Genomic DNA, 24,673 nt, shown 5'->3' on the forward strand with positions numbered 1-24,673 from the left:
CGCCAGGCACTTCCACCCGGTGGCCCGTCGCGTTGTCCGAGGGGCCGCCTAGGGTTCAGGCATGAAGCTACGCAAACCCCGTGGCCGGGTGCTCGTCTGCCTGGCCGCCGTGCTTGCCGTCCTCGTCGGGGCCGGTACGTGGACGGCTGTCGCGTCCGACGGGCCCGCGCCCGTGCACCGCTCGGACCGGCTGATGGCGGTGGACGGGGTGCGTATCGACACGTCGTACTTCACGGCCGGCGGCCCGGGGCGGCGACCCGCCGTGCTCATCGGGCACGGCTTCGGTGGCAGCAAGGACGATGTGAAGTCCCAGGCCGAGCGGTTGGCGCGGCACGGGTACGCGGTGCTGACCTGGTCGGCGCGGGGCTTCGGGAAGTCGACCGGTGCCATCGGGCTCAACGACCCGTCGCGCGAGGTCAAGGACGTGTCGCGGCTCATCGACTGGCTGGCGAACCGCCCCGAGGTCCAGCTGGACAAGCCGGGCGACCCGCGCGTCGGCGTCACCGGTGCCTCGTACGGTGGTGCGATCTCGCTGCTCGCCGCCGGGTACGACCACCGGGTCGACGCCATCGCGCCGCAGATCACCTACTGGAACCTGGCCGACGCGCTCTTCCCCGACGGGGTGTTCAAGAAGCTCTGGGCCGGGATCTTCATCAACTCCGGCGGTGGCTGCGCCCGCTTCGAGAAGCAGCTCTGCTCGATGTACGACCGGGTCGCCGAGAGCGGCAAGCCGGACGCCGCCGCCCGCGAGGAGCTGGAGGCGCGGAGCCCGTCGGCGGTCGGCGGCCGGATCAAGGTGCCCTCGCTGCTCGTGCAGGGCCAGACCGACTCCCTCTTCCCGCTGAGCCAGGCCGACGCGGCGGCGAAGCAGATCAAGGCCAACGGCGCGCCCGTCTCGGTCGACTGGATCGCCGGCGGGCATGACGGCGGCGACGAGGAGGGCGGCCGGATCAACGGGCGGATCGCCTCCTGGTTCGACCGCTACCTCAAGGGCGACAAGGGTGCCGACACCGGCCCGGCCTTCCGCGTGACCCGCACCGGCGGGGTCGATTCGACCGACGGCGCCGCCCAGTTGCGCGGCGCGAGCAGCGACCGCTACCCGGGCCTGGAGAGCGGCAGGCACCCGCTCGCGCTCACCGGCCGCGAGCAGACCGTGGAGAACCCGGCGGGCGGCGCCCCGCCGTCGATCTCCGCCGTTCCGGGCGTCGCCGCGCTCTCCCAGCTCTCCGGCCTCGGCGTGGGGCTCTCCATGGACCTGCCGGGCCAGTACGCGCACTTCGACACCGCACCGCTGACCACCGCCCGCACCATCACCGGCGCCCCGAAGGTCAGAGTCCGCGTCAGGTCCTCGTCGCCGGACACCGTGCTCTTCGCCAAGGTGTACGACGTGCCGCCGGGCGGCAAGCAGCAGGTGCTGCCCCACCAGCTCGTCACCCCGGTCCGGATCACGGGCACGAAGGCGGGCCGGACGGTCGAGCTGACCCTGCCCGCCATCGACCACAAGGTCGAGGCGGGGCACCGGCTGCGGCTGGTCCTCGCGTCGACCGACCTCGGCTACGCGTCCCCGGCGGCGCCCGCCACGTACTCCGTATCGGCGGCCGGGCCGCTGACCGTCCCCACCGTGCCCGCCCTGCGCACCGCGAGCGCCGGATTCCCCTGGTGGGTGTGGGGACTTCCCGCGCTGGGCGCGCTGATCGCGGCCGCGCTGCTCGTCCCCCGGCGCAGGTCCGCCGCCGCGCCCGACCCGGCACTGGCCGAGCTGCCGCTGCGGATCACCGGGCTCACCAAGAAGTACGCCAGGTCCGCCGACCGGTACGCGGTCCGCGACCTGTCCTTCGAGGTCGGCAAGGGCCAAGTGCTCGGACTGCTCGGACCCAACGGCGCGGGCAAGACCACCACCCTGCGCATGCTGATGGGGCTCATCACACCGGACGGCGGCGAGATCCGGGTGTTCGGCCACCCGATCCGGCCCGGTGCGCCGGTCCTCTCGCGGGTCGGCGCGTTCGTCGAGGGCGCCGGGTTCCTGCCGCACCTCTCCGGGCGGGCCAACCTGGATCTGTACTGGCAGGCCACCGGCCGCCCCACCGAGGACTCACACGTCGCCGAGGCGCTGGAGATCGCCGGGCTCGGCGACGCGCTGGACCGCGCGGTCCGTACGTACTCACAGGGCATGCGGCAGCGGCTCGCCATCGCCCAGGCCATGCTCGGCCTGCCCGACCTGCTGATCCTGGACGAGCCGACGAACGGCCTCGACCCGCCGCAGATCCGCGAGATGCGGGACGTGATGATCCGGTACGCGGCCGACGGCCGGACCGTGATCGTCTCCAGCCATCTGCTGGCGGAGGTCGAGCAGTCCTGCACCCATCTCGTCGTCATGGACCACGGACAGCTCATACAGGCCGGACCCGTCGCCGAGATCACCGGCAGCGGGGACACCCTCCTCGTCACCTCCGCCGATGAGATCACCGAGGCGCTGGCCGGGAAGGTGGCCGCGCTGCCCGGCATCGGCTCCGCCGTACGCACCGGCGACGGACTGCTCGTACGGCTCGACGGCGCCACCCCGGCCGCGCTCATCTCCGAACTGCTGCGCCTGGACGTGCCGTTGACCGGTGTCGGAGCGCACCGCCGCCTGGAGGACGCCTTCCTCACCCTGATCGGAGGCCAGCCCGCATGAGCACGACCACGCTTCCGGACCCCGCCCACCCGGGCCCCGCCCACCGGGACCCCGCGACAGCCACCGCGCCCGGATACCGCGCACGGCACACGCTGCCGCTGCTGGTCGAGGCCAAACGGCAGTTCAGGCGCCGCCGCACGCTGGCGATGGGCGCGGTGCTCGTCGCGCTGCCGTTCATCCTGGTCGCGGCGTTCGCCGTCGGCGGCACCCCCAGCGGCAGCGGCCGGAACGGGCCGACGCTGCTCGACACCGCGACGGCCTCCGGGGCGAACTTCTCGGCGACCTGCCTGTTCGTGTCGGCGGGCTTCCTGCTGGTGGTGCCGGTCGCACTGTTCTGCGGCGACACCGTGGCGTCGGAGGCCGGCTGGTCATCGCTGCGCTATCTGCTCGCCGCGCCCGTACCGCGCGCCCGGCTGCTGCGCAGCAAGCTCACGGTGGCGCTGGTCTTCAGCCTCGCGGCGATGGTGGTGCTGCCGGTGGTGGCGCTCGCGGTGGGCACCGTCGCGTACGGCTGGGGGCCGCTGGAGCTGCCCACCGGGGGCTCGCTCGCCGCGGGGGACGCGGTGCTGCGGCTCGTGCTCGTGGTGGCTTTCATCTTCGTGTCCCAACTGGTCACGGCTGCCCTGGCGTTCTGGCTCTCCACCAGGACGGACGCGCCGCTGGGCGCGGTCGGCGGCGCGGTCGGTCTGACGATCGTCGGGAACGTCCTGGACGCGGTGACCGCGCTCGGCTCCTGGCGTGACTTCCTGCCCGCGCACTGGCAGTTCGCCTGGGCCGACGCACTCCAGCCCCAGCTCGAATGGGGCGGCATGGTCAAGGGCGCGGCCGTCTCGGTGGCGTACGCGCTGGTGCTCTTCGCGCTGGCCTTCCGGGGGTTCGCCCGCAAGGACATCGTGTCGTGACGCGGCAGGACACCGCGAGCACGGCGCTTGTGTGAAGCACCGGAAGGGGTGCGCCCGCCGGGTGCCGACTTGGTGGGTTCTCCCTATGGGACCGGGGGCCGGGGACCCTCTAGCGTCGGGGCCAGGAAACGCCGGGTGTGCCACCGAGGTGTGCTGGGCCACGGGTCCTGCCCGGCTCTGCGGAATGAGAGTGCGTGACAAGCACAGCGGACAAGCTCCGGCGGGCCGTGCGCGACGGCGGAGTGCCGCCGGTCCTGGCCGCCGCCTTCCTCTGGGGCACGGTCGGCCCCGCCGAGATCCTGGCCGACAGCGGTGCGTCCCCCGTGGCGATCGGCGCGTGCCGGATGCTCGTCGGGGGATTCGTCCTCGGGCTGTTCACCGCGCGGGCGGCCGGGATCCGGACCCTGTGGCAGCGGACGGCCCGGTGGTGGATGCTGGTGAGCATCCTGGTCACGGCCGCCTTCCAGGCGTGTTTCCTGGAGGCGGTGGACCGCAGCGGCGCCGCCCTCGCGACCGCCGTCACCTTCGGTACGGTCCCGGTCGTCACCGGGATGTGCGGGCGGATCATGAACGGTGAACGGCTGAGCGGCCGGTGGGCCTGCGGCACGGTCTGCGCGATCAGCGGCATCGTGCTGCTGCTCGTGCCTGGCGGTGGCGGCCGGGCCGACAGCGGTGGCGTACTGCTCGGTCTCGTCGCGGGAGCCAGCTTCGGCGTCTACATCTCGGCGACCAAACGGCTCGGCGACCGGGGTGCCGACACCACGGCGGCCGCCCCGGCGAGTGTGCTGTGCGCGGGAATCCTGGTCTCGCCCTGGGTCTTCGCCCACCCGGACGGGCTCGCCGAACCGCGCGCCCTGATCCTGGTCGGCTGGCTGGGCCTGGCGACGACCGCGCTGGGCTATCTGCTCTTCACCCGGGGCGTGGTCCGCATCAGCGGAGCCACGGCCGGCACCCTCAGCCTGGCGGAACCGCTGGTCGCCACGGTGCTGGGGATCGCGCTGCTCGGGGAGCGGCTGAGCCCGCCGGGGGTGGCGGGCGCGGTGCTCCTGCTGGGCGGCCTTGTCCTGGTCTCCGCCCCGGTCGGCCGCCGCAGCCGTCCGGCCAGGGCGCCGGACACGGCGGTCGTGGACGCACCGCCTGCACCGCCCGCACGGCCGACATCGTCCGCACGGCCGACATCGTCCGCACGGCCGACATCGTCCGTACGGCCGGCGGACGGCGCGGAAAACGGTGCGGACCATGCCTCCCGCGCTGCCCGGACGGGAGCGCACGGAGAGACATGGCCGGACTGAGGGTTTGTAGCCCCGGGGCCCTGGCTAGCGGTCCTGATAGGACGACATAGCGTCCTTCACCCTGGGCGAGAAGAACAGCGGGCCGATCGCGTCCGCCCAGGCCATCCCCTCCGGGGTCAGCCGCAGCACCCCGCCGTCGCCGGTGAGCCAGCCCCGCTCGGTGACCAGCGTGAACTGCGCGGGGAAGTCGTCCTGCGGGAGGGTGCCGAACCGCGACCGGTAGCGCTCGACGTCCATCCCCTCGGCCTCAAGCAGCATGTGCAGGACGAACATCCGGCGGCGCTCGTCGTCGTCCATCCGGAACGACCACTGGGCGCGCCGGAATTCGGCGGTCGGCGTCGCTATGTAGTCGTCGATGATGCGCCTGACCTCCGGCACGGCGACCGCGTAGTCCGTCGTGTAGTGCAGATCGGTCGTGAACGACCGTGCGCCGACGCCCAGTCCGACCATCCCGGCCTGCTGGTTGTACTCACTGATGTTGCTGTCGTCCGCGCCGTCGACGGCCGCGGTGCCGATCCGGCTGAAGACCCGCATCGACGTCTGCCGGTAGCCGGCCGCGAGCAGATACTCCCGCCCGTACCGGTACAGCCGCAGCCGCTGCTCGTCCCAGAGTTCGCCGCTCTTGTCGTGCCGGGCCATGAGGCCGGTCAGCGGGCGTACGTACAGCGGGTAGAGGTAGATCTCCTCCGGTTCCCAGCCGAGCGCCGCGTCCAGCGACACCTTGAAGCTCTGTTCGGTCTGGCCGTCGATGCCGTAGATGAGGTCGATGTTGAGGATGGGGAAGGCGGCCTCCTTCAGGCGGCCGAGCGCCTCCTCCACCTCGGAGCGCTTCTGCGGCCGTACGGCGGCCCGCGCCTCCTCGTCGATGAAGCTCTGCACGCCGATGCTCAGCCGGGTGGCGCCGCGTTCCGCGAGGACCGCGATCCGGTCGGCGGTGGCGGTGGCGGGCGAGGTCTCGACCGACCACGGCACCGCCCTGAGGTCCGCGCCCATCACGTTCTCGCAGATGTCGCAGAGCTGGACCAGCTCGTCCGCGGTGAGATAGGTCGGGGTGCCGCCGCCGAACGCCGCGAGGGTGAACCCCGGTGTGCCGTTGGCCTCCAGGGCCTCCCGGGTGACGCGCGCCTGCCGCTCCAGGGTGCGCAGGAAGTTCCGGGTGACCTCCCCGGGTGCGCCGGTGCGGGTGAAGAGGTTGCAGAAGCCGCAACGCATCTCGCAGAAGGGGATGTGGACGTAGAGGGAGAGCGCGTCGAGCCGCTCCCCGGCCCATAAATCGGTGAGGAGGGGCCGCTCCGTGCCGAGCCGGTACGCCTTCTGGTGCGGGTAGGCGTACACGTACTGCTTGTACGGCGTGGTCGGTTCATCGGGAACGGAACGGGAGATGTGGACCGGTACAGAGGTTGTCACTTCCGTGATGCTTCCTTCCGGAGTCGATCGGATCCCATGGGAATGTCGCGCCAAGTGACAGCATGATCGACGGAGCGTCATGGATGGCATGAGACGAAATACCGAACTGTTTGGCTTTCTCTTTGCTCAATTTGGATGTTTCCGTGACTTGCCCAAAATCCGCACCTCTGCGATGGCGGCGCCTGCGGCCGCTGCCGGAAGGGGAGTTGGGCTGAAAGTCCGGTCCCGCTGCGATAACCATGTGATCCATGAAGCGACTACTCATAGCGGCCGGCGGTGGCGGCGACGCCATCGCGACGGCGATGGTGCACGCCGCTCTGCACGGACCGGACGAGCCCGCCCTCGTGCTGACGTACGCCTGGGAGCGGCTGGTCGTCGACCCGGTGCCGGGTCCGCGCCGGCCGGCCGACTTCACCGGGACGGTCCCGGTCGGCCCCACCCTGCGGCTGGTCACCCCGGACTCGGCGCCCCGCCCGCCGGCCGGCTCGCTGCTGCCCCGGCTCGCGGGTGATCTGCGGCCTGAGCTGGGCCTGTTGGACCCCTACGAGGGGGCGGAGGGGCTCGCGCGGCAGATCGCGGAGGCTGCCGCGTACTGCGAGGCCGACCGGGTCGATGTCGTCGATGTCGGCGGCGACATCCTGACCGACGGCACCGAACCCACCCTGCGCAGTCCGCTCGGGGACGCGCTGGTCCTCGCCGCCTGCGCGCGGAGCGGGCTCCCCACCGCGGTGCATGTCGCGGGCCCCGGACTCGACTCCGAGGTGCCGGAGGCCGTGCTGCTGCCGCGGCTCGGCGACCCGCTGCTCACCCTGACCTTCGCGGACACCCGGTCCGTCCGGGCGGTCTTCGACTGGCATCCGTCGGAGGCGGGCGCGCTGCTGGTCGCGGCGGCCCGGGGCATACGCGGGGTCTGCGGCACCCGGGACGCCCCGCGCCCCGTCACACTCGGCGACGCCGGCCCGCACGTCTACCGGCTGTCCCTGGCCCGCGCCCTCGAAATCAACCCGCTGGCACGGGCGTTGGCGGGGAGCACGAGCCTCGCGGACGCGGAACGGGCGAGCGAACGGGTCTGCGGCTTCTCCGAGATCGCCAGGGAGCGTGCCCGTGCGGCCCGGTCGGGCCAGGAGACGGGCGAGTCACCCGGGGGCGGCACCGCATCCGGTGAACCACGGCCCCTGCCCGAGCGTTTCGCCGCCTGGGAACGGCGCACCGCGGCCGACGGGATCGCCTATGTCACCACCCGCCGGATAGCCGAGGAACTGGCCCTGTCCCCGACGGAACTGGCAGAACTCCGCCACCACCTCAGCACGGCGTCCCCCTCCCGGCACGTCCCGCCGCTGTGGCGGCTGTCGGCGGGGGAGGGGTGACCGGGAGCGGCTGACCTGGCGGTCCGTAAGGCCGCACAGCGCGGCGGAGAAGCGGCGCTGTGCGGCGGGACCGCGCGGGTACGGTGCTGAGGCCCTTACGGGTCCGGCCTGTTGCGGGCCGAACCTCGTACGGATCCGGCCTGTTACGGGCCAGAGCTCTTACGGATCCAGCCTGTTGCGGGCCGGACCTCGTACGGGTCCAGCCTCGTAAAGGCCGGACTTCTGTCAGGCCGGACCTCTTTGAGGCCGGACCCGTACAGGTCGGCTCTCCTACAGGTCGAACTCCGTGGGGGCGATCCCGACGGCGAAGCACGCCTCGCGGACCACGGCCTGCTCGGCCTTGTCGAAGTCACCGTCGGCGCCGCCGATCACGATGCCGATCTGGATGACGGCGCGCGCCTCGGTGGGCTTCTTGCTGACCTTGCCGATGGTCTGCAGGATGCTGACCTTGCCGAAGTCGAAGTCGGTGGTGAGCTTCTGGCAGTAGTCGTTGAAACGCGTCTGCAGATCGTCCGCCGTGAAGTTCTTCAGGACTTCATTGGTGGCGATCAGCGAGGCGACCCGCTGCCGCTCCGCGGCGTCGATCGAGCCGTCGGCCGCGGCGACCAGCGCGCACATGGCCATGCTGGCATCCCGGAATCCGCCGCTCTTGAGGTCGTTCTTCTTCGCGTCGAGCTGCGTCTGCATCGTCTTCGCAGAGTCCTTGAAGCGGTCCCACAGGGCCATCAGCCGTCTCCTCGTTCACCACGTGACCATTTTGATCACTCTTTACGGAGAGACAACGGCCGGACCCGTCAGGAAGTGCCCGCCGCGTGATACTCGGCCAGGGCCGCCGCGAGCCGGGTGAGACTGCTGACCCGCCAGTCCGCCGCGGCGACCACTTCGGGGTCGTCGGCCCACATGTGCCCCCACGGCCCGCGCCGCAGATGCGCGGTGCGCAGCCCGGCCGCTCTGGCGGGAAAGATGTCGTTCTGCGGGTGGTCGCCCACGTACAGCGTGGCGTCCGGAGCCGCGCCCGACGCGGCGACGACCCGTTCGAAGAAGGCCGGGTCCGGCTTGGCCACGCCCCACTCGTCCGATGTGGCGACGAGGTCGGCGGGCAGATCGAGCCCGCGCAGCAACGTGCCTGCTTTCACCGTCTGGTTGCCGGCGACGACGACCCGGTAACCGAGCCCGCGCAGCGCCGAGAGGGCGGGGCGTACATCGGGGTAGAGATCGCTCTCGTCGAGGTGTTCGCCCCGGCCCGCGGCCTCCCGCGCGCGGTACGCCTCCGCGATGTCCATGCCGGGTTTGAGGAGTTGCAGGGCGTCGGTGTGGTCACGTCCTCGCGCGGTGACAGCACCGACGAGCGCGGACACGGTGTGGGAGGGGATTCCGAGCCAGTCCGCCCAGGACCGCCAGTACCGGTCGTCCCGGATGAGGGTCTCGCCGACGTCGAACACGATCGTCTCAATCACCATGCGCACAGTACGGTGCGCGGGCCCCGCCGACGGGCTGCGGCGACGAACACGCGGGGACGGATCGCGTACGGACCGAGCGCGGACCGAGCACGGACCGGGTACGGGCCGACCGCGGGGCCGGTCCCGGCGCACATGGCAGACTGGCTGTCCGATGAACCTCGACTCCACCGACCTCGCGCTCGTCCACCTCCTCCAGGCGGACGGCCGCACGTCCTACGAGACGCTCGCCGCGCGCGTCGGCCTCTCCCGCGCCGCCGCCCGCGCGCGGGCGCTGCGGCTCACCGAGGACGGGATCCTGCGGATCGTCGGTGTCATCCACCCCGCGGTGCTCGGCCGCACGGTCAGCGCGCATGTGGCCTTCGACGTCGTCGGGCCCGCCGAACCCGTGGCGCGGACCGTGGCCGGGCTGTCCGAAGCGGTCTTCGTGACGCTGACGGCCGGCCGGCGCCCGGTCATCGCGGAGCTGCGGACGTCCGACTTCGCCGCGCTGAGCGCCCTGGTGGCGGACGTCGCGCGGCTGCCCGGTGTACGGGGTGTCGACACGACCCCGTACACGCGGGTGCTCAAGGACCCCTATCTGCCGGTGACTTCGCCCGACACGGTGAGCCTCGACGAGACGGACCACGCGATCCTGCGGGAGCTGCAGACCGACGGGCGCATGTCCTACGCCGAGTTGGCCGACCGGATCGCCATGTCGGCGGCCGCCGCGCGGGCCCGCTCGCTGCGGCTCCTCGACGCCGGTGTCTTCCGGGTCGCGGCCCTGGTGCGGCCCGGCACCCTCGGCATGGGCCACCTCGCGGGCTTCTCGCTGCGCCGCTCGGGCGACGCGCACGGGACGGCAGGGGTGGGCGGTCTGCTGGCCACCGAGCAGGTGCAGTTCGCCGCGGAGTGTGTGGGCAGGGCGGACGTCATCGGCACGGTCGGCGGCGAGACGCTCGCCGATGTGCTGGCCTCGCTGGAGGAGCTGCGCGCCCTGGACGGCGTGCACGGACTGGAGAGCTGGCTCCATCTGGAGCTGGTCAAGGAGCGCTACGACTCCCTGACGAGCTGACCGGTCCCTCGACCGCGCCCGCCCCGTCACCGCCCCCGTCCCGTCGCCACCCCTCCCGTTACCCCTCCCGTTTCCTCACCTTCCTCACCGCGCCCGCTCTCCGGCCGCACGCGCTTCGCTCGTCGATACCCTCCACCGCAAGCGAAAAGTTCATAACACACTCCTCTGGATAATCTTTCGCTTGCGTCGTACTGTCTCAGTCAGCGAATCGCTCGCACACGTCTTTCTCAGGCGTCGATCCGCTTCCGCGGCGCCGGGTCGCCCGGTGCCTGCCGAACCGCATGCGCCGCCGCCCCGCCCCGGCAGCAGCGCCCGCCCGCCTGGGCCGCACGCCCTCCCCGTACGACCGGAGCACCCATATGGCCACCACGCCCGCAGCACAGCAGGACCGCACCCTTCTCGTCACCGGCGGCACCGTCCACACCCTCACCCCGGCGGGCCGCGCCGAGGCCCTCGCGGTGCGCGGTGAGCGCATCGTGCACGCGGGCACCGCCGAGGAGTGCGGCGCCGCACTGGACGGCCGGGTGGACGAGCGGCTGGACCTCGGCGGACGGCAGCTGATGCCCGGCTTCGTCGACGCGCACTGCCACCCGGTGATGTACGGACAGAACCTGGCGTGGGCCGACGTACGGCCCGAGACGGTCGCGGACATCGACGCGCTGGTCGCCGCACTGCGCCGGCACGCGGAAGGGCTCCGCCAGGACGCCCCGCTGCGCGGCTTCGGCTACGAGCACCGCAGGCTGGCCGAGGGCCGCCACCCCACCTGCCAGGATCTCGACCGGGTCGCCACCGACCGCGAGGTGTACGTGATGAACGCCTCCGGCCACGGCGGCGTCGTGAACACGTACACCCTGCACAAGTACGGCATCACCGCCGGCACCCCCGACCCGGTCGGCGGCCGCATCGGCCGTACGCCGTCCGGTGAGCCCAACGGCGAGCTGTGGGACGGCGCCTGCGATCTGCTGACCGGGCCCGACGGTGTGAAGATCACCAACCACGGCCCGAACTTCCACCTCGACGACCCCGCCGACATCATGCGCGGCCATCTGCTCCGCGCCCAGCAGACCTTCCTCGCCGCCGGGGTCACCACCATCGGCGACGCCCAGGCGTCCCGCCGCGAACTCTCCACGTACCTGCGCGCCCGCGACGCCGGTGACCTGCGCATGCGCACCTCCGTCTATCTGACGTCGGCCCTGCTCGACACCGCCCTCGACCTCGGTCTCGGCAGCGAGCTCGGCGACGACCAGCTGCGGATCCAGGGCGTCAAGCTCTACGCCGACGGCACGCTGGGCGGCTGGACCGCGTACTTCCCCGAGGGGTACGCGGCCGACTGCTGCAACCACGGGCAGCTCTACCACGACCCCGCCGAGTACGCGGATCTGGTGCTGCGCGCCCACCGGGCCGGCTTCCAGACCGCGACCCACGCGCAGTCCCCGTACGCGATCGGCATGGTCCTGGACGCCGTGGGGAAGGCGCTCGCCGACACCCCCCGCACCGACCCCCGGCACCGTGTCGAACACTGCGGGCTGCCCACCGACGACGAGATCACCCGCATGCGGGAGCTGGGCGTGCACGCCGTGCTCCAGCCGCAGCACCACCTCCGCACCGGCGACGGCACGCTCACCGCGATCGGCGAGATGGGCCACCGCTACAACCCGGCGGGTCTGCTCCAGTCGGCAGGCACGGAGTTCGCGTTCAGCTCGGACGCGCCCGTCGCCCCGCCCCGGCCCTTCGAGGCGGTCGCCGCCGCCGCGAGCCGCGAGACCGTGCTCGGCACCCGGCTCGGCACCCCGGAGATGCGGCTCGCCGTCGCCGACGGCATCCGCGCGCACACACTGGGCGGAGCACGGGCGCTGCACCGTGAGAACGAGGTGGGCAGCCTGCGCACCGGAGCGTTCGCCGACTTCGTCATCACGGCCGCCGACCCCTACCGGACCGACGACCTCGCCCAGCTCGCCACGGCAGGCGTCGACGAGACCTGGATCGGCGCCCGTCAGGTCTGGTCCGCCACGGCCTGACCGGCCCGGGATCCCCCCGTCCACCGTCCACCGAACCCAGGCTGTTCACCGATGACGGCACACCGCGCCCGCCCGCACCGGCGGCCGCCACCGTGAAGGAGCACCACCGATGAGCACCACCGCACAGCCGGACCGGCCGGGGACCGGCACGGCCGAACGCGCCGGCGGCGGCCCCGCAGCGGGCGCGGTCGAACAGCACGGATACGACTTCATCCCCGAGTCCGAGCGCTATATGACCCCGCGCCAACTGGGCTTCTTCTGGGCGGGAATCAACTCCTACCAGTTCTTCTTCGTCCTCGGCGCGGGCGCCATCGCCCTCGGCCTCTCCCTCGTCCAGGCCCTGGTCGCGGTGGTGGCGGGCAACGCGCTGTTCGCTCTCGTCGCGTACAGCTCGATCGCCGGGCCGCGCGCGGGGCTGCCCGCGCTCACGCTGAGCCGGGCGCCGTTCGGGGTGTTCGGCAACCGCGTCAACGCCCTGTTCACCTGGGCGATGTCGCTGGGCTTCAAGACGGTCAACGGCCTCCTCGGCGTCTTCGCCGTGCTCGCCTTCTTCGACCGGCTGGGCTGGCACCACTCCGGCGCCCCGGGCAAGGTCCTGGCGACCCTGCTGGTGCTGGGCGTGGCCATCGTCATCGCGGTCACCGGGCACCGGCTGCTGGTCAAGGTCCAGCCGTACTTCGCGGTGGCGGTGGCCGTGATCTTCGCGCTGCTGCTCTGCTTCACGATCGGCGGCGTGGACTGGAACTGGCACCCGCCGCACCACACCGCGGGAGGCGGCGGCCACTGGCTCGCGCTGGTCGTCTCCGCCGCCGCGCTGATCGCCTCCGGCTCCCTGTCGTACCTGGTGGTCTCGCCGGACTACGCCCGCTACCTCCCCTCCGACACCCCGGTCCGCAAGGTCTTCCCGCGGGTGCTCGGCGGCGGCGCGGGAATGGCCGTCTACCTGGGCATCGCGGGTGTCCTGGTCGCGACCCGTACGGACCTCACCGACCCGGTGGCGGGCGTCCGGCCGCTGGTGCCTGGCTGGCTGTACGTCCTCTACATCGCCGCCTGCTTCCTGGGCTCGATCTCCAACAACGCCTCGGTGTTCTACTCGTCGGGGCTCGCCATCCAGGCCATCGGCATCCCGCTCAAGCGCTGGCTCGCCACGGCCCTGGACGCCACGCTGGCGCTCGCGGCGGTGCTGCTGATCCTCTTCGTGTACGACTTCGAGACCGCGCTGAACGAGTTCCTGTCCCTGGTCAACGTCTGGGCCGGGCCGTTCGCGGCCGTCTGGATCGTGGACGGCATCCTGCGCCGCTGGCACTACGACCAGCACGACATCCACACCAGCGACCGCACCAGCCGCTACTGGGGCGTCGGCGGTGTCCACGTCCAGGGCCTGATCGCGCTCGCCTGCGGCATGGCCACCGGCCTGCTCACCATCAACTCGCCTCTCCTGCACAGCTGGCTGAGCGGGCAGCTGGGCGGCGCCGACCTCTCCTGGTTCCTGCCGATCATCGTCTCGGGGGCGGCCTATCTGCTGCTCGCGGGCCGGCGGGTGCGCGGGGCACGGGAGCAGGACGGGCCGGCGGGCCGCCGCCCGTAGCGCGCCACCGCTCACACGCATCGGCAACAAAGTATTTCGGTATCCGATGTAATCTTCTTCTGTGGGACGCACCCCGACGACGGCTCCTGCCGTCGTGCTCGCGGGGACGCGCGTCCCGGCACCCGGCGTGCGAGTGGAGGAGACGTGAGCAGGCGCATGGCGCTTCCCGGTGAACGGCACCCCTGGACGGCCGTCCTCCTGCGCGAGCGCGCCCGCCCGGAGCGGATCAGGCAGCGGCCGGGCGCCTGGTGGCTCGCGGTGGCCACGGTGTGCTTCGGCGCGTTCATGGGCCAGCTCGACGCGAGCATCGTGACGCTGACCTACGGGAGCGTGCGGACGGAGTTCCACACGTCCCTGGCCGCCGTCGAGTGGGTGTCCCTGGCGTATCTGCTCACGCTGGTCGCGCTGCTGGTCCCGATCGGGCGGCTGTCCGACGCGTACGGGCGCAAGCTCTTCTATCTCTACGGCTTCGTGGTCTTCACCGCGGCATCGGCCGCCTGCGGGCTCGCCCCGTCGCTGGCGACGCTGGTCGCCTTCCGGGTGGTGCAGGCGGCGGGCGCGGCGATGATGCAGGCCAACAGTGTGGCGCTGGTGGCCACCAGCGCGCCGAGGGAGCGGATGCGGACCGCGCTCGGCGTCCAGGCCGCAGCCCAGGCGCTCGGTCTCGCGCTGGGGCCGACGGTCGGAGGCGCGCTGGTGGCGACGCTGGGCTGGCGCTGGGTCTTCGGGATCAATGTGCCGATCGGTCTGGTCGCGCTGGTCGCGGGCCACTATCTGCTGCCGAGGACGCGCAGCAGGCAGCGGTCGGACGGCTTCGACCGGTCCGGCCTCGCACTGCTGGTCGTGGCGACGACCGGCGGGCTCCTCGGGCTCTCGGCCGCTTCGGGGCTGCCGGTGCCCGGCTGGGGTGTCGCAGGGCTCTTCGTGCTGGCCGCGGGGGCCGGATGGGCGTTCGTGGTGCGGCAGCGGGTGGCGGCGGTGCCGCTCCTCGACCTGGCGCTGCTGCGCGTACGGGCGGTGTCGTCCGGGCTGACCGGCGCGCTCTGCGGCTACCTGGTGCTCTTCGGGCCGCTGGTGCTGGTGCCGATCGTGCTGACCGGTGGCGGCTCGTCGGAGCTGACGGCGGGCCTCGTACTGACCGCGCTGCCGGTCGGGTTCGCGGTCGCGGCGACCGCGGCGGACCGGGCGCTGCCCCCGGCGCTGGGCGACCGGGGCCGCTGTGTCCTGGGCGCGCTGGTCTGCGCGGCCGCGCTGGTGGCGATGGCCCTGGCGCCGCTGACCCCGGGCCCGCTGGTGCTGCTGCTCGCGGTGCTGGGGCTGGGCCTCGGTATCTTCACCCCGGCCAACAACACGCTGATCATGGGGGCGATCCCGGCACGTTCATCGGGTACCGGTGGTGGACTGGTCAACATGGCCCGCGGCCTGGGCACGGCTCTGGGCGTCGCGCTGGTGACGCTGGCGCTGCACCTCGCCCCGCCGCACGGGGTGCCGGACGGGCCGCGCTGGGCCGTGATCGTCCTGCTTGTGGCGGCGCTGGCGGCGGTGTACGCGGCGTGCTCGGGGCCCAGGGCGGGGGCTCGGGCGGGGGTTCGGCCGCGTCCGTGAGGGCGGGAGTCGTGCGTGCGTCACTTGTCCGTCGGATCGCGGTCGCGGTTACGGTCGCGGTCGGGCGGAGAAGCGGCCTGCGGGGCGTCGGTCTCCGCCTCTGAAACGCCGTCGCCGTCGCCGTCGCTGTCCGTGTCACTCGTACTCGTACTTGCACCCGTACTTGCACCCGTACGCCGGTGGGTGGCGATCAGATAGGCCAGCGCCCCGGCGAACAGCAGGGCGGAGACCCAGTCGTTCAGCCGCAGGCCCAGGAAGTGGTTGGCGTGGTCGATCCGCAGGGCTTCGATCCAGGCCCGCCCGGCCGTGTACGCGAGCACGTAGCAGGCGAACAGCCGTCCCCTGCGCGGCCGGTAGCGCCGGTCGAGCCAGAGCAGCAGGGCCATCACGCCGAGATCCCACAGGGACTCGTAGAGGAACGTCGGATGGTAGAAGGCCACGTTCGGGCTGGTGTCGGGCCGGTGCGCGGGATCGATCAGCAGGGCCCAGGGCAGATGGGTGGGGCTGCCGAACAGCTCCTGGTTGAAGTAGTTGCCCCACCGGCCGATCGCCTGCGCCAGCACCAGTCCGGGAGCCGCGGCGTCCGCGAAGTCGGCCAGCGCGATCCCACGGCGCCTGCATCCCAGCCAGGCGCCCACCGCGCCGAGGGCGACGGCGCCGGGGATACCGAGCCCGCCGTCCCAAATGTACAGGGCGCGGATGGGCTGCTTCCCGGCGGCGAAGTACAGCTCGGGGTCCGTGATCACGTGGTAGAGGCGCCCGCCCAGCACACCGAACGGCACCGCCCACAGCGCAATGTCGGCGATGTGGTCCCGGTTGCCGCCACGGGCCGCCCAGCGGCGGCCCGTCAGCCACACGCCGGCGAAGATCCCGGCGATGATGCACAGCGCGTACGCCCGGATCGGGAAGGGCCCGAGATGCCAGACGCCCTGGGAAGGGCTGGGAAGGTACGCCAGGTTCATCGGCGGGACCGCTCTCGACGTGAGGTTGCCGACCGGGGCCGGAGTAACCCGGACGAGATTACCTCGGTCACCGAACCTTCCGCCTGTGACCCCTGCCGCCGCGGGCCTGTGCCATCGAGGGGCATCATGCCGGTGAGGGCGCCTGTGCCGGTGAGGGGCCGTGCCGGCCGGCGAGGGCCCGTGCCGCTGCCGCCGTTGCGCACCCGAGTCTGTGACCCCCGCACCGGGGGTCAGTAAAGTTCGCGTATGCCGCCCCAGCCCCGCTCCGGGACCCGTAAGCCGCCGAAGGACCACACGTCCGCGAAGGACCACACGTCCGACGCCCGGCTGCTCACCGAGGCCGTCACGCGCCTGCGCCGTTCCCTGCGGGCGTCGATCCGCACCGACTACCCGTGGGAGACCCTGCCCATGGCGCAGGTCGAGCTGCTCCAGGTGCTCGCGGAACACTCACCGGCCCGCATCAGCGACCTGGCAACCCGCCAGCATCTGGCGGCCAGCACGGTCTCGGGGCTGATCGGCCAGATGATCACGGCCGGTCTGGTGACCCGCGATGTCGACTCGGCCGACCGCAGGGCCTCGGTGGTCGTCCTCACCGACGCGGGCCGCGCCCAGCTCACCGCCTGGGCGCAGGCCCACGAACGCCGTCTGGGCGCAGCCCTCGCGGCTCTGGGCGACGCGGACCGCGACACGGTGCGTGCGGCGCTGCCCGCCCTGCTCCGTATCGCCGAACACCTCGACGACAGCGGGGAGTGACGGAAACGGGAGTGACCGCAGCGGGGGGAGTGACGGGGCCGGACGGGGCCGGGCCGCCTTACGGGCAGGCTCAGTTGGGGCTCTCGCCGTTGACGCGGCGGCCGTCGAGGTAGGTGGTGACCCGGTAGGCGTAGCCGCCGGCGGTGAGGTAGAGCGCGTGCTGGGTCGCTCCGCGGGGGTCACCGGCGGGCACGTCCACCCAGCCGATGAGGACGGACTGCGGGATCGGCACCTGCACCTCGGCGAGCTTCACGATCACCTCGGGGTCGAGCGGCACGGTGCGCAGCTCGAACTGGCCACCGTTCGCCCACAGGTCGCCGGTCTCGGTCCTGGAACACGTTGCCGTTGCGATGCTCATGACTTCTCCTGCCGATCAGTTGGACTCCGGCGGCTCGGGGGCTCTCTGCCGGCCCGGCCTTCCGGGGTGGTCCGCGTCGATGGGTTCCACCCTGCCGGAGGCATCCTGAAGCTGACCTGAAGCATCCTGAAGACGCCTTCAGGTTCGGCGGCGGACGACCGCTCACCCGCAGGCGGGCGGCTGTTCGGCGCGGTGACGGTCGGGGCTGAGCAGGTAAGCCATCGCCATGTCGCTGAGCTCGTCCGCGTACACCCTCCGGGCCTCGCCCGTGCGGCTGTCGGGGCGTACGGAGTTGTGGAAGCAGGCGCCGAGGACGGCGCGGGCCGCGGTGTCCAGCGCTTCCCCCGGGTCGGAACGCCGGATCTGACCCGTGTGCGGAGCTGCCGCTTCGAGCAGGAGGCGGTGGATCTCGGTGATGGTGCGGGCGCCGCGGTCCAGCGCACCGGTGCCCCGTGCGCGCAGCAGCTCAGGGAAGAGGTTGCTGGTGTCGGCGAAGGACTGCAACAGCGCGTGCGCGTAGGCGTCCATGACGCCGCGCAGCGACGGCTCGGCCAGGCGCAGCCGCTCGGCCACGTACTCCTCGCGCCGCTCCAGCATCTGCTCGGTCAGCGCGGCGATCAGCTGGTCCTTGCCCTCGAAGCGCCGGTAGATCGAACCGACCGAGACGCCGGCGCGCTCTGCGACGCCGGTGATGGTCATCTCCTCCAGGCCGGCCGAGGACGCGAGCTCCTCGGCCGCCTGCAGGACGCGAGCCAGTGTCGCGGCGCTGCGGGCCTGCCGGGGCTCCCGGTAGTGCGCTCGGCGAATCGGCTCATCGGTCATGGTGCGCATGGTATCGGCGGTGGCCCGGAGACGTCCTTGACAAGCGTCGCGCTCGCGTCCCTAAGATGCGAATGTCCGTTCGCATTCTTGTACTGGCCATGTCGAGGAGCCCCTCATGTCAACGCAGTTGGACAGCGCGGCGGAAGCCCGCACCCTGATCGCCGCCATCCGGGAGAGCCGGGAGGAACTGGCCGAAGGCGGGTTCGTCAGCGACCGTGACAACGCCGACCCCGCCGCCAACCTGGCGCTGCTGGCCGGGCTCGGGGCGGCTCGGCTCGCGGTCCCGAGTGAGTACGGGGGACTCTGGGACGGCACGGAGCGCGGCGGTTGGGGCGCGGTCATCCGCGCGCTGCGGGAGGTCAGCGCGGGCGACGGCCCCACGGGGCAGAACTGGCTCACGACCGTCCTGGTGGCCCGCGAGCTGTTCGGGCCCGGCAGCGGCTTCGCGGAGTCGGCCCGCGGTGAGCTGGCGGGCCGGATACTCGACGACGGCCTCAGGCTCGTCTCCTCCGTCGCGGAGACGGGCGTGACGGGCCGGACAACCGCACGACCCGTCGAGGGCGGCGTCGTACTCAACGGCACGAAGTCCTTCAACTCCAACAGCGGCGGACAGGGCATGGCCCTGGTCCGCTGCGTGCTGGAAGGCGAACAGCCCGCGCCCCACCAGGTTCTGGTGGACCTGAACCACGCCCGGGTCGAGTTGCACGACGACTGGGACAACATGGGCCAGCGCGGCACGCGCAGCCGAACGGCCACCTACCGGGATGTCTTCGTACCTGACGGCCGACACCAGCCGGCCGGACAGTTCTCGCCGGTCTTCCTGGGCGCGGCGATGCTGCTGCACGCCGGGTTGATGCAGGGCATCGGTGAGGGCGCCCTGGACGCGCTCGTCCAGCACACGCGCACCATGAAGCGCGGATCACTGCCCCGGTTCGCCACTCCGGCCGACGACCCGCTGATCCTGCGCCGCATCGGCGCCCTCTCCAGCAAGCTGGCCGCCTCCCGCGCCCTGCTGCACAGCTCGGCGGACCGGCTGGAGGCCGGGGACGACGAGGACATGGACGCCATTACCGTCGACTGCTTCCGGGCCAAGGTCGCCGCCGTCGAAGCCTCTCTCGCGGCCGCTTCCGAGATCCACGAGATCACGGGTGCGCGCAGCACCTCCCACACGTACCGCTACGACCGCTACTGGCGCAACGCCCGGACCTTCGCCTCCCACGACCCCATCGACGCGAAGAACGTCTACATCGGCGGCTACGAACTCGGCAACAGCCTCCCGCCGCTGTCCACGATCATCCGCTTCTGAGTCGCCCGGGTCAGTCGGCCCTTACGCCGCCACTACGTCGTTCCCGCTACGTTCCCCAGACCTGAAAAAAGGCCCTCCCGGTGGGAGGGCCCGGCCGCGCTGCGGCGAGAGTGCCCCCGGCAGGACTCGAACCTGCGGCCAAGCGCTTAGAAGGCGCCTGCTCTATCCACTGAGCTACGGGGGCCGGATCGTGGCCTCGGCGGCCTGGAGCCCCGGTTGTACGGGTGCGTGACCTTGCCGGGGACCAGGATAGGGCTCCATTCACCTGCTCCCCGTTGCTTCACCTCCGTGGCACGATGTGGAGGTTCAGTGAAGCGAACTGATAATCGCAGGCGAGTGCGGATCGTGCACCGCTTTTGGCCCCTCGGATCCCGGGTGTTGTGCAGTCGTTATGCCTGCGTCCCACTCGTCCCGAGTGTCCCGGGTGTCCGAACGGCCCTGATAGCCCCCGATTGGCGCGCACAAGTGGCTATACGCTTCAAAAAGCCAACTAAATTGGGCATTCTTCGCATGTGGTGACCTTGGATGTACGGCCTCAGCTGATTGACGCACTCTCCGCCCTGCGTGACCGGGTCGCCGCCGTGCGCCTTCCGCTCCCCTTGCCGGGCGCCCCGCGCGCCCGCCGGACACGGACCGAGCTGCTCGCACAGCTCGACGACTATCTGGTGCCCCGGCTCAGAGCCCCGGAGGCCCCCCTGCTCGCCGTGATCGGCGGCTCGACCGGAGCGGGGAAGTCCACACTCGTCAATTCGCTGGTCGGACGCCGGGTCAGTGAGGCCGGCGTGCTGCGGCCCACCACACGGACACCCGTCCTGGTCTGCCACCCGGACGACCACCACTGGTTCTCGGGGCTGCGCGTGCTGCCGCGCCTCACCCGCGTATGGCTCCCGCAGCAGGACGACACCGGCGACGACGACGGCCCACCGGAACCGCACGGGCCGGTCGGCGGCGCGCTGCGCGTCGAAACCGCGGCGAACCTGCCGCGCGGCCTCGCCCTGCTCGACGCCCCCGACATCGACTCGCTCGTCGCGGGCAACCGGGCGCTGGCAGCCGAGTTGATCTGCGCCGCCGACGTCTGGGTCATGGTGACCACCGCGTCCCGGTACGCCGACGCCGTGCCCTGGCATCTGCTGCGTACCGCGAAGGAGTACAACGCGACGCTCGTCACCGTCCTCGACCGGGTGCCCCACCAGGTCGTCGCCGAGGTGTCACGGCAGTACGGCGCGCTGCTCACCCGGGCGGGGCTCGGGGACGCGCCGCGCTTCACGATCCCCGAACTGCCCGAGTCCGCGGGCGGCGGCAGCGGACTGCTGCCCACCACCGCCGTGGCGCCGCTGCGCGCGTGGCTGAGCCAGCGGGCGCAGGATCCGGCGGCCAGGCAGCAGTCGCTGGACCGTACGGCGAGCGGGGTGATCGATTCGCTCGGCGCCCGGATGCCCGAGCTGGCCGCGGCCGTTGCCACGCAGTACTCGGCAGCGGTACGGCTGACCGGCACCGTCGAGGAGGCGTACGAGGCCGAGGGCAGGCGGGTACGGGCGCGGCTCAAGGCGGGCGCCGCGCTGGCGGGGGACGCCAGGACCCGGTGGCGCGGCTATCCGCTGGACAGTTCACCGGGCGAGCTGCTCGACGCGCTCTCGCAGAGCCTCGCGGTCCTGCTGCAGTGCGCGGTGGCCGCCGCCGACGAACGGGTCAGGGAGAGCTGGGGGCGCGAGCCCGCGGCCGCGGGGCTGGCGTCAGGGGCGGGGGAGGCCGGCGAGCGGGTCGGCCTCGCGGTACGGCGCTGGCGGCGGGTCCTGGAGGAGCTGGCCGAGGAGGAGGTGGCGGAGCTGGAGCGCTCGGCCGCGCCGGAGCCCGAGGCGGTCGCGGCGCTGCTGGCCGCCGCACTGCTGGGCGGGCGCCGTACGCGCAAGGCGGGGGAGCGGCTGGCCGAACGGATCGGCGCGCAGGGGGCGCTGAGGCTGCGTGACAAGGGCGCGGAGCTGGTCCGTACGTACATCGACGACGTGCTCGGCGCGGAGCGTGACCGCCGGCTCGCACCGCTCGACGCCCTGGACGTGGGGCCCGAGTCGCAGGCCGAACTGATCGCCGCGCTGTCCGTACTGCAGAAGGAGAAGTGGCCGCGATGAACGAGACGACCGAAGGGACTGAGGCGACCGGGGCGACCGGGGCGACCGGGGTGACCCGGGCGACCGGAGCGGCGGAAGTGGCGGAAGTGGTTGCGGTGACGGGTGGGAGCGAGGTGGCTGACGAGGCCCGGGGGGTGAGGGCACCCGACTCGGACGCGGCTTCGGGCCCGGCCTCGGACTCGGGCCCGGGCCCGGGTTTGAACTCGGGCTCGGGCTCTGGCTTGGGCTCCGGTCCGGACTCGGACTTGGATGCGCACCGGGACTCGCACGTGCGCGCGGACGGGCATGCGAATGCCGAGCGGTCGGCGGAGCAGGGGAGCCGGGAGCCGCGTACACCTGCGGCCGATCCGTCCGCCTCGTGCACCCCGTCCGCCTCACCCACTCCGCCGTCCGTTCCGTCCGCGCCCGCCTCACCCACTCCGTCGTCCGATCCGTCCGCGCCCGCCGATCTGTCCGTGCCCGCCGTGCCGTCCGTGCCGTCCGGCGAGGTCAGGATGCCCGGGCAGGGTGGTCACCACTGGGACGACGGGTTCATCGCCCGGCGCGCGGCCGACCGGGAGAGCGCGCCCGGCAGCGCGCGCGAGTTCAACCTGGGCCCGCTGCCCGCGTCGTACGAGGACTTCCCGCGCTCCGTGTCGTACGGCGCCGAGCTGCGCGCCCGGCTGGACGCCCTGCGGGAACTGGTCGGCCTCTCCCGTACGCGCCTCGAAGGGCCGACGCTCGCCGAGGCCGGACGGGTACTGGACGAGGCGTCGGCCCGGCAGCGGCTCTCCTCTCAGCACACCGTCGTCGCCATCGCGGGCGCGACCGGCAGCGGCAAGTCCACCCTCTTCAACGCCCTTGCCGGGGTGGCGATCTCCGAGACCGGGGTGCGCAGGCCCACCACATCCGCGCCGCTCGCCTGCAGCTGGACCGACGGCGCAGCCGGGCTGCTCGACCGGCTCGCCATCCCCGGACGGCTGCGCCGCAGGCCCTGGATGAGCGCGGGGCCCGGTGACGAACTGCACGGGCTGGTCCTCATCGACCTGCCCGACCACGACTCGGCCCTGACCGCGCACCGCGACCAGGTGGACCGGGCGATGGAGCTGGTGGACGCGGTGATCTGGGTGGTCGACCCGGAGAAGTACGCGGACGCCGCGCTCCACGACCGCTATCTCAAGCCGCTCGCCGGCCACGCCGAGATCACCTTCGTGGTGCTCAACCAGATCGACCGGCTGCCGGGCGAGGCCGCCGACCAGGTGCTCGACGACCTGCGGCGGCTGCTCGACGAGGACGGTATGGCCCTGGGCGAGCACGGCGAGCCGGGAGCCACGGTGCTCGCGCTGTCGGCGCTCACCGGCGAAGGGGTGGGCGAACTGCGTGAGCTGATCGGCCGGTTCGTCCGGGAGCGGGGCGCGCCTGCGCGCCGGCTTGCGGCCGATGTGGACGCGGCGGCGGACGGTCTGCGCTCGGTGTACGTCGCCGAGGGGCACGCGGGGCTGAGTGAGCCGGCCCGCGAGCAGTTCGGCGAGCGGCTCGGCGACGCGGTCGGCGCCCTGGCCGTGGGCGAGGCCGCGGAGCGCGGGTGGAGCCGGAACGCCGTGAAGGCGTGCGGGACGCCGTGGCTGCGGCTCTGGCACTGGTACGAGTCCACGCGCGCGCCCGGAGGCCCCGAACCGCTGCTGGTGGAGACCGGCCCTGAGCCCGCCGGTACCGAGGCCACCGCCAGGCAGGAGGTGGAGCAGGCCGTGCGTACGGTCGCCGACGAGGCGGCCGACGGGCTCCCCGCGCCGTGGGCGCAGGCGGTGCGTGAGGCGGCCGCACGCGGGGCCGAGGGGCTGCCCGAGGCCCTGGACGAGCTGGCTGCGACCACCGTCGCGCAGGAGCCCGGGGGCCGCTCGGGGCGGCCTGCCTGGTGGCCGGCTGCGGTGCTGGCCCAGGTGATGATGACCGTCCACCAGATCCTCGGGGTGCTCTGGCTGGTCGGTGTGGTGGTGGGCGTGCTCGACGTCGCTCCGCTGACGCCCGTCCTGGTCATGCTGGCCGGGACCGTGGGCGGCCCGCTCGTGGAGTGGGCGTGCGGGGTGGCGGTACGGGGGCCCGCTCACCGGTACGGGCAGGAGGCCGAGCGCAGGCTCCGGGAGGCGGCCGCCGCGTGCGGCAGGGCGAAGGTGCTCGACCCGGTCGGGGCCGAGCTGCTGCGGTACCGGGAGGTACGTGAGCAGTACGTGACGGTGAACGGGTTGTCCACAACCGGCAAGTAGTCCACAGGCGCGAGCGGAGCGGATCTCCCCGGGCCAGCATGGAAACCGGGGCCGTCACGGGACGGCCCCGCGGGACATGGCTGGTACGGGGAGGCAGGGCTCATGAACGACACCTTGGTGACATTGGTGGGAAATGTGGCGACGCAGCCTGAATACCGGGATTCGGTCACCGGGGGAATGGTGCGATTTCGCTTCGCGGTCACCGCACGCCGCTGGGACCGGGAGAAACAGTCCTGGACCGACGGGCCGACGAGCTTCTACACGGTGTGGGCCTGGCGGACGCTGGCCGCGAATCTGTCCGGTTCCGTGTCCGTCGGCGAACCACTCGTCGTCCACGGCAGGTTGAAGGTGCGCGAAGAGGACAAGGACGGACAGCGCAGATTCTCGGCCGATATCGAGGCGCTGGCGGTGGGACACGACCTGACGCGCGGCACCAGTGCCTTCAAGCGTGTGGCCAGGGCGGATACGTCTCTGACGGAGCGCCCGAAAGATCTGGTGGCCTGACCGGGGGTGGTGGCCCGACCGGGTCCGGAGCCGGGTCCGGGGTCGGGATTGAGATCGGGTCTGGGGCTGTGCCGGGATGCCACCAGGCCCTGGGGGGTGGTGATTTGTCGATATCGTCGGCGCGTCGATGGGGTGCGGGTGGGGGTACGGACGGGAGTGCGGTAACGATTCCGATTCGGAATGGTTATCAGAGCCCATGTGTGGAGACTGTGTTGCTCCTGCGTCCTTAGAATTC

At 72.4% G+C, this 24,673-nt stretch carries 19 protein-coding genes and 1 tRNA gene; 13 read left to right on the forward strand and 7 right to left on the reverse strand.

The window, feature by feature from the left end:
• Positions 1-61 precede the first annotated feature (61 nt).
• The 3 genes from OG510_RS25345 to OG510_RS25355 all read left to right on the forward strand — a co-directional run bounded on the left by OG510_RS25345 (position 62) and on the right by OG510_RS25355 (position 4,868).
• Positions 62-2,674, forward strand: a complete 2,613-nt coding sequence (locus tag OG510_RS25345) for an alpha/beta fold hydrolase (protein ID WP_406139797.1) — start codon at positions 62-64, stop codon at positions 2,672-2,674.
• Positions 2,671-3,576 (forward strand): ABC transporter permease, encoded by a 906-nt coding sequence (locus OG510_RS25350; protein ID WP_406139799.1) that lies wholly within the window; start codon positions 2,671-2,673, stop codon positions 3,574-3,576. Before OG510_RS25345 ends, OG510_RS25350 begins: the two co-directional genes overlap by 4 nt.
• Before the next feature lie 194 nt (positions 3,577-3,770).
• The gene (locus OG510_RS25355) at positions 3,771-4,868 is read left to right on the forward strand and encodes a DMT family transporter (RefSeq protein ID WP_406139801.1); all 1,098 of its coding nucleotides are present in this window, start codon (positions 3,771-3,773) and stop codon (positions 4,866-4,868) included.
• A gap of 24 nt (positions 4,869-4,892) precedes the next feature.
• Here OG510_RS25355 and OG510_RS25360 read toward each other — a convergent pair whose 3' ends face one another.
• Positions 4,893-6,275, reverse strand: a complete 1,383-nt coding sequence (locus OG510_RS25360; protein ID WP_406139802.1) for an STM4012 family radical SAM protein — start codon at positions 6,273-6,275, stop codon at positions 4,893-4,895.
• A 248-nt stretch (positions 6,276-6,523) separates the two neighbouring features.
• Between OG510_RS25360 and OG510_RS25365 the strand changes: the two genes are divergently transcribed.
• The gene (locus OG510_RS25365; protein ID WP_406139804.1) at positions 6,524-7,642 is read left to right on the forward strand and encodes a DUF1152 domain-containing protein; all 1,119 of its coding nucleotides are present in this window, start codon (positions 6,524-6,526) and stop codon (positions 7,640-7,642) included.
• 270 nt (positions 7,643-7,912) lie between these two features.
• Here the strand turns inward: OG510_RS25365 and OG510_RS25370 are convergent, their stop codons facing one another.
• Positions 7,913-8,368, reverse strand: coding sequence for a tellurite resistance TerB family protein (locus OG510_RS25370; RefSeq protein WP_164267706.1), 456 nt, complete (start codon positions 8,366-8,368; stop codon positions 7,913-7,915).
• A 68-nt stretch (positions 8,369-8,436) separates the two neighbouring features.
• Positions 8,437-9,102, reverse strand: coding sequence for an HAD family hydrolase (locus tag OG510_RS25375; protein WP_406139806.1), 666 nt, complete (start codon positions 9,100-9,102; stop codon positions 8,437-8,439).
• A gap of 151 nt (positions 9,103-9,253) precedes the next feature.
• On the opposite strand from OG510_RS25375, the gene OG510_RS25380 reads away from it, so the two are divergent.
• The 4 genes from OG510_RS25380 to OG510_RS25395 all read left to right on the forward strand — a co-directional run bounded on the left by OG510_RS25380 (position 9,254) and on the right by OG510_RS25395 (position 15,364).
• Positions 9,254-10,153 (forward strand): Lrp/AsnC family transcriptional regulator, encoded by a 900-nt coding sequence (locus OG510_RS25380; RefSeq protein ID WP_406139808.1) that lies wholly within the window; start codon positions 9,254-9,256, stop codon positions 10,151-10,153.
• Positions 10,154-10,512: 359 nt separating this feature from the next.
• Complete coding sequence (locus OG510_RS25385; protein ID WP_406139809.1) at positions 10,513-12,171, forward strand: amidohydrolase; 1,659 nt, start codon at positions 10,513-10,515, stop codon at positions 12,169-12,171.
• Positions 12,172-12,280: 109 nt separating this feature from the next.
• Entirely contained in the window at positions 12,281-13,759 is a 1,479-nt protein-coding gene (locus OG510_RS25390) for a purine-cytosine permease family protein (RefSeq protein WP_406139810.1), read from the forward strand.
• A gap of 156 nt (positions 13,760-13,915) precedes the next feature.
• The gene (locus OG510_RS25395) at positions 13,916-15,364 is read left to right on the forward strand and encodes an MFS transporter (RefSeq protein WP_406142541.1); all 1,449 of its coding nucleotides are present in this window, start codon (positions 13,916-13,918) and stop codon (positions 15,362-15,364) included.
• Between the two features lie 20 nt (positions 15,365-15,384).
• Here OG510_RS25395 and lgt read toward each other — a convergent pair whose 3' ends face one another.
• The gene (lgt, locus tag OG510_RS25400; protein WP_406139812.1) at positions 15,385-16,326 is read right to left on the reverse strand and encodes a prolipoprotein diacylglyceryl transferase; all 942 of its coding nucleotides are present in this window, start codon (positions 16,324-16,326) and stop codon (positions 15,385-15,387) included.
• 246 nt (positions 16,327-16,572) lie between these two features.
• Between lgt and OG510_RS25405 the strand changes: the two genes are divergently transcribed.
• Positions 16,573-17,079, forward strand: coding sequence for a MarR family winged helix-turn-helix transcriptional regulator (locus tag OG510_RS25405; RefSeq protein WP_406139813.1), 507 nt, complete (start codon positions 16,573-16,575; stop codon positions 17,077-17,079).
• Between the two features lie 70 nt (positions 17,080-17,149).
• Here the strand turns inward: OG510_RS25405 and OG510_RS25410 are convergent, their stop codons facing one another.
• A complete protein-coding gene (locus OG510_RS25410; RefSeq protein WP_406139814.1) occupies positions 17,150-17,437 on the reverse strand; it encodes a hypothetical protein in 288 nt (95 codons plus the stop codon).
• 162 nt (positions 17,438-17,599) lie between these two features.
• A complete protein-coding gene (locus OG510_RS25415) occupies positions 17,600-18,259 on the reverse strand; it encodes a TetR/AcrR family transcriptional regulator (protein WP_406139816.1) in 660 nt (219 codons plus the stop codon).
• Between the two features lie 115 nt (positions 18,260-18,374).
• Here OG510_RS25415 and OG510_RS25420 point away from each other — a divergent pair, with 115 nt between their 5' ends.
• On the forward strand, positions 18,375-19,565 hold the full coding sequence (locus OG510_RS25420; RefSeq protein WP_406139818.1) for an acyl-CoA dehydrogenase family protein: 1,191 nt from the start codon (positions 18,375-18,377) through the stop codon (positions 19,563-19,565).
• A gap of 111 nt (positions 19,566-19,676) precedes the next feature.
• On the opposite strand, the gene OG510_RS25425 is transcribed toward OG510_RS25420, so the two are convergent.
• A tRNA-Arg gene (locus OG510_RS25425) sits at positions 19,677-19,749 on the reverse strand.
• Positions 19,750-20,086: 337 nt separating this feature from the next.
• Here OG510_RS25425 and OG510_RS25430 point away from each other — a divergent pair.
• From OG510_RS25430 to OG510_RS25440, 3 genes are all read left to right on the forward strand, one after another.
• Positions 20,087-21,691 (forward strand): dynamin family protein, encoded by a 1,605-nt coding sequence (locus OG510_RS25430; protein ID WP_406142543.1) that lies wholly within the window; start codon positions 20,087-20,089, stop codon positions 21,689-21,691.
• 494 nt (positions 21,692-22,185) lie between these two features.
• Positions 22,186-23,934, forward strand: a complete 1,749-nt coding sequence (locus tag OG510_RS25435; RefSeq protein WP_406142544.1) for a GTPase — start codon at positions 22,186-22,188, stop codon at positions 23,932-23,934.
• Between the two features lie 102 nt (positions 23,935-24,036).
• Positions 24,037-24,438, forward strand: coding sequence for a single-stranded DNA-binding protein (locus OG510_RS25440; protein WP_406139819.1), 402 nt, complete (start codon positions 24,037-24,039; stop codon positions 24,436-24,438).
• The last annotated feature ends 235 nt before the right edge of the window (positions 24,439-24,673 follow it).

The organism is Streptomyces sp. NBC_01089 (assembly GCF_045162975.1).
GTDB lineage: Bacteria > Actinomycetota > Actinomycetes > Streptomycetales > Streptomycetaceae > Streptomyces.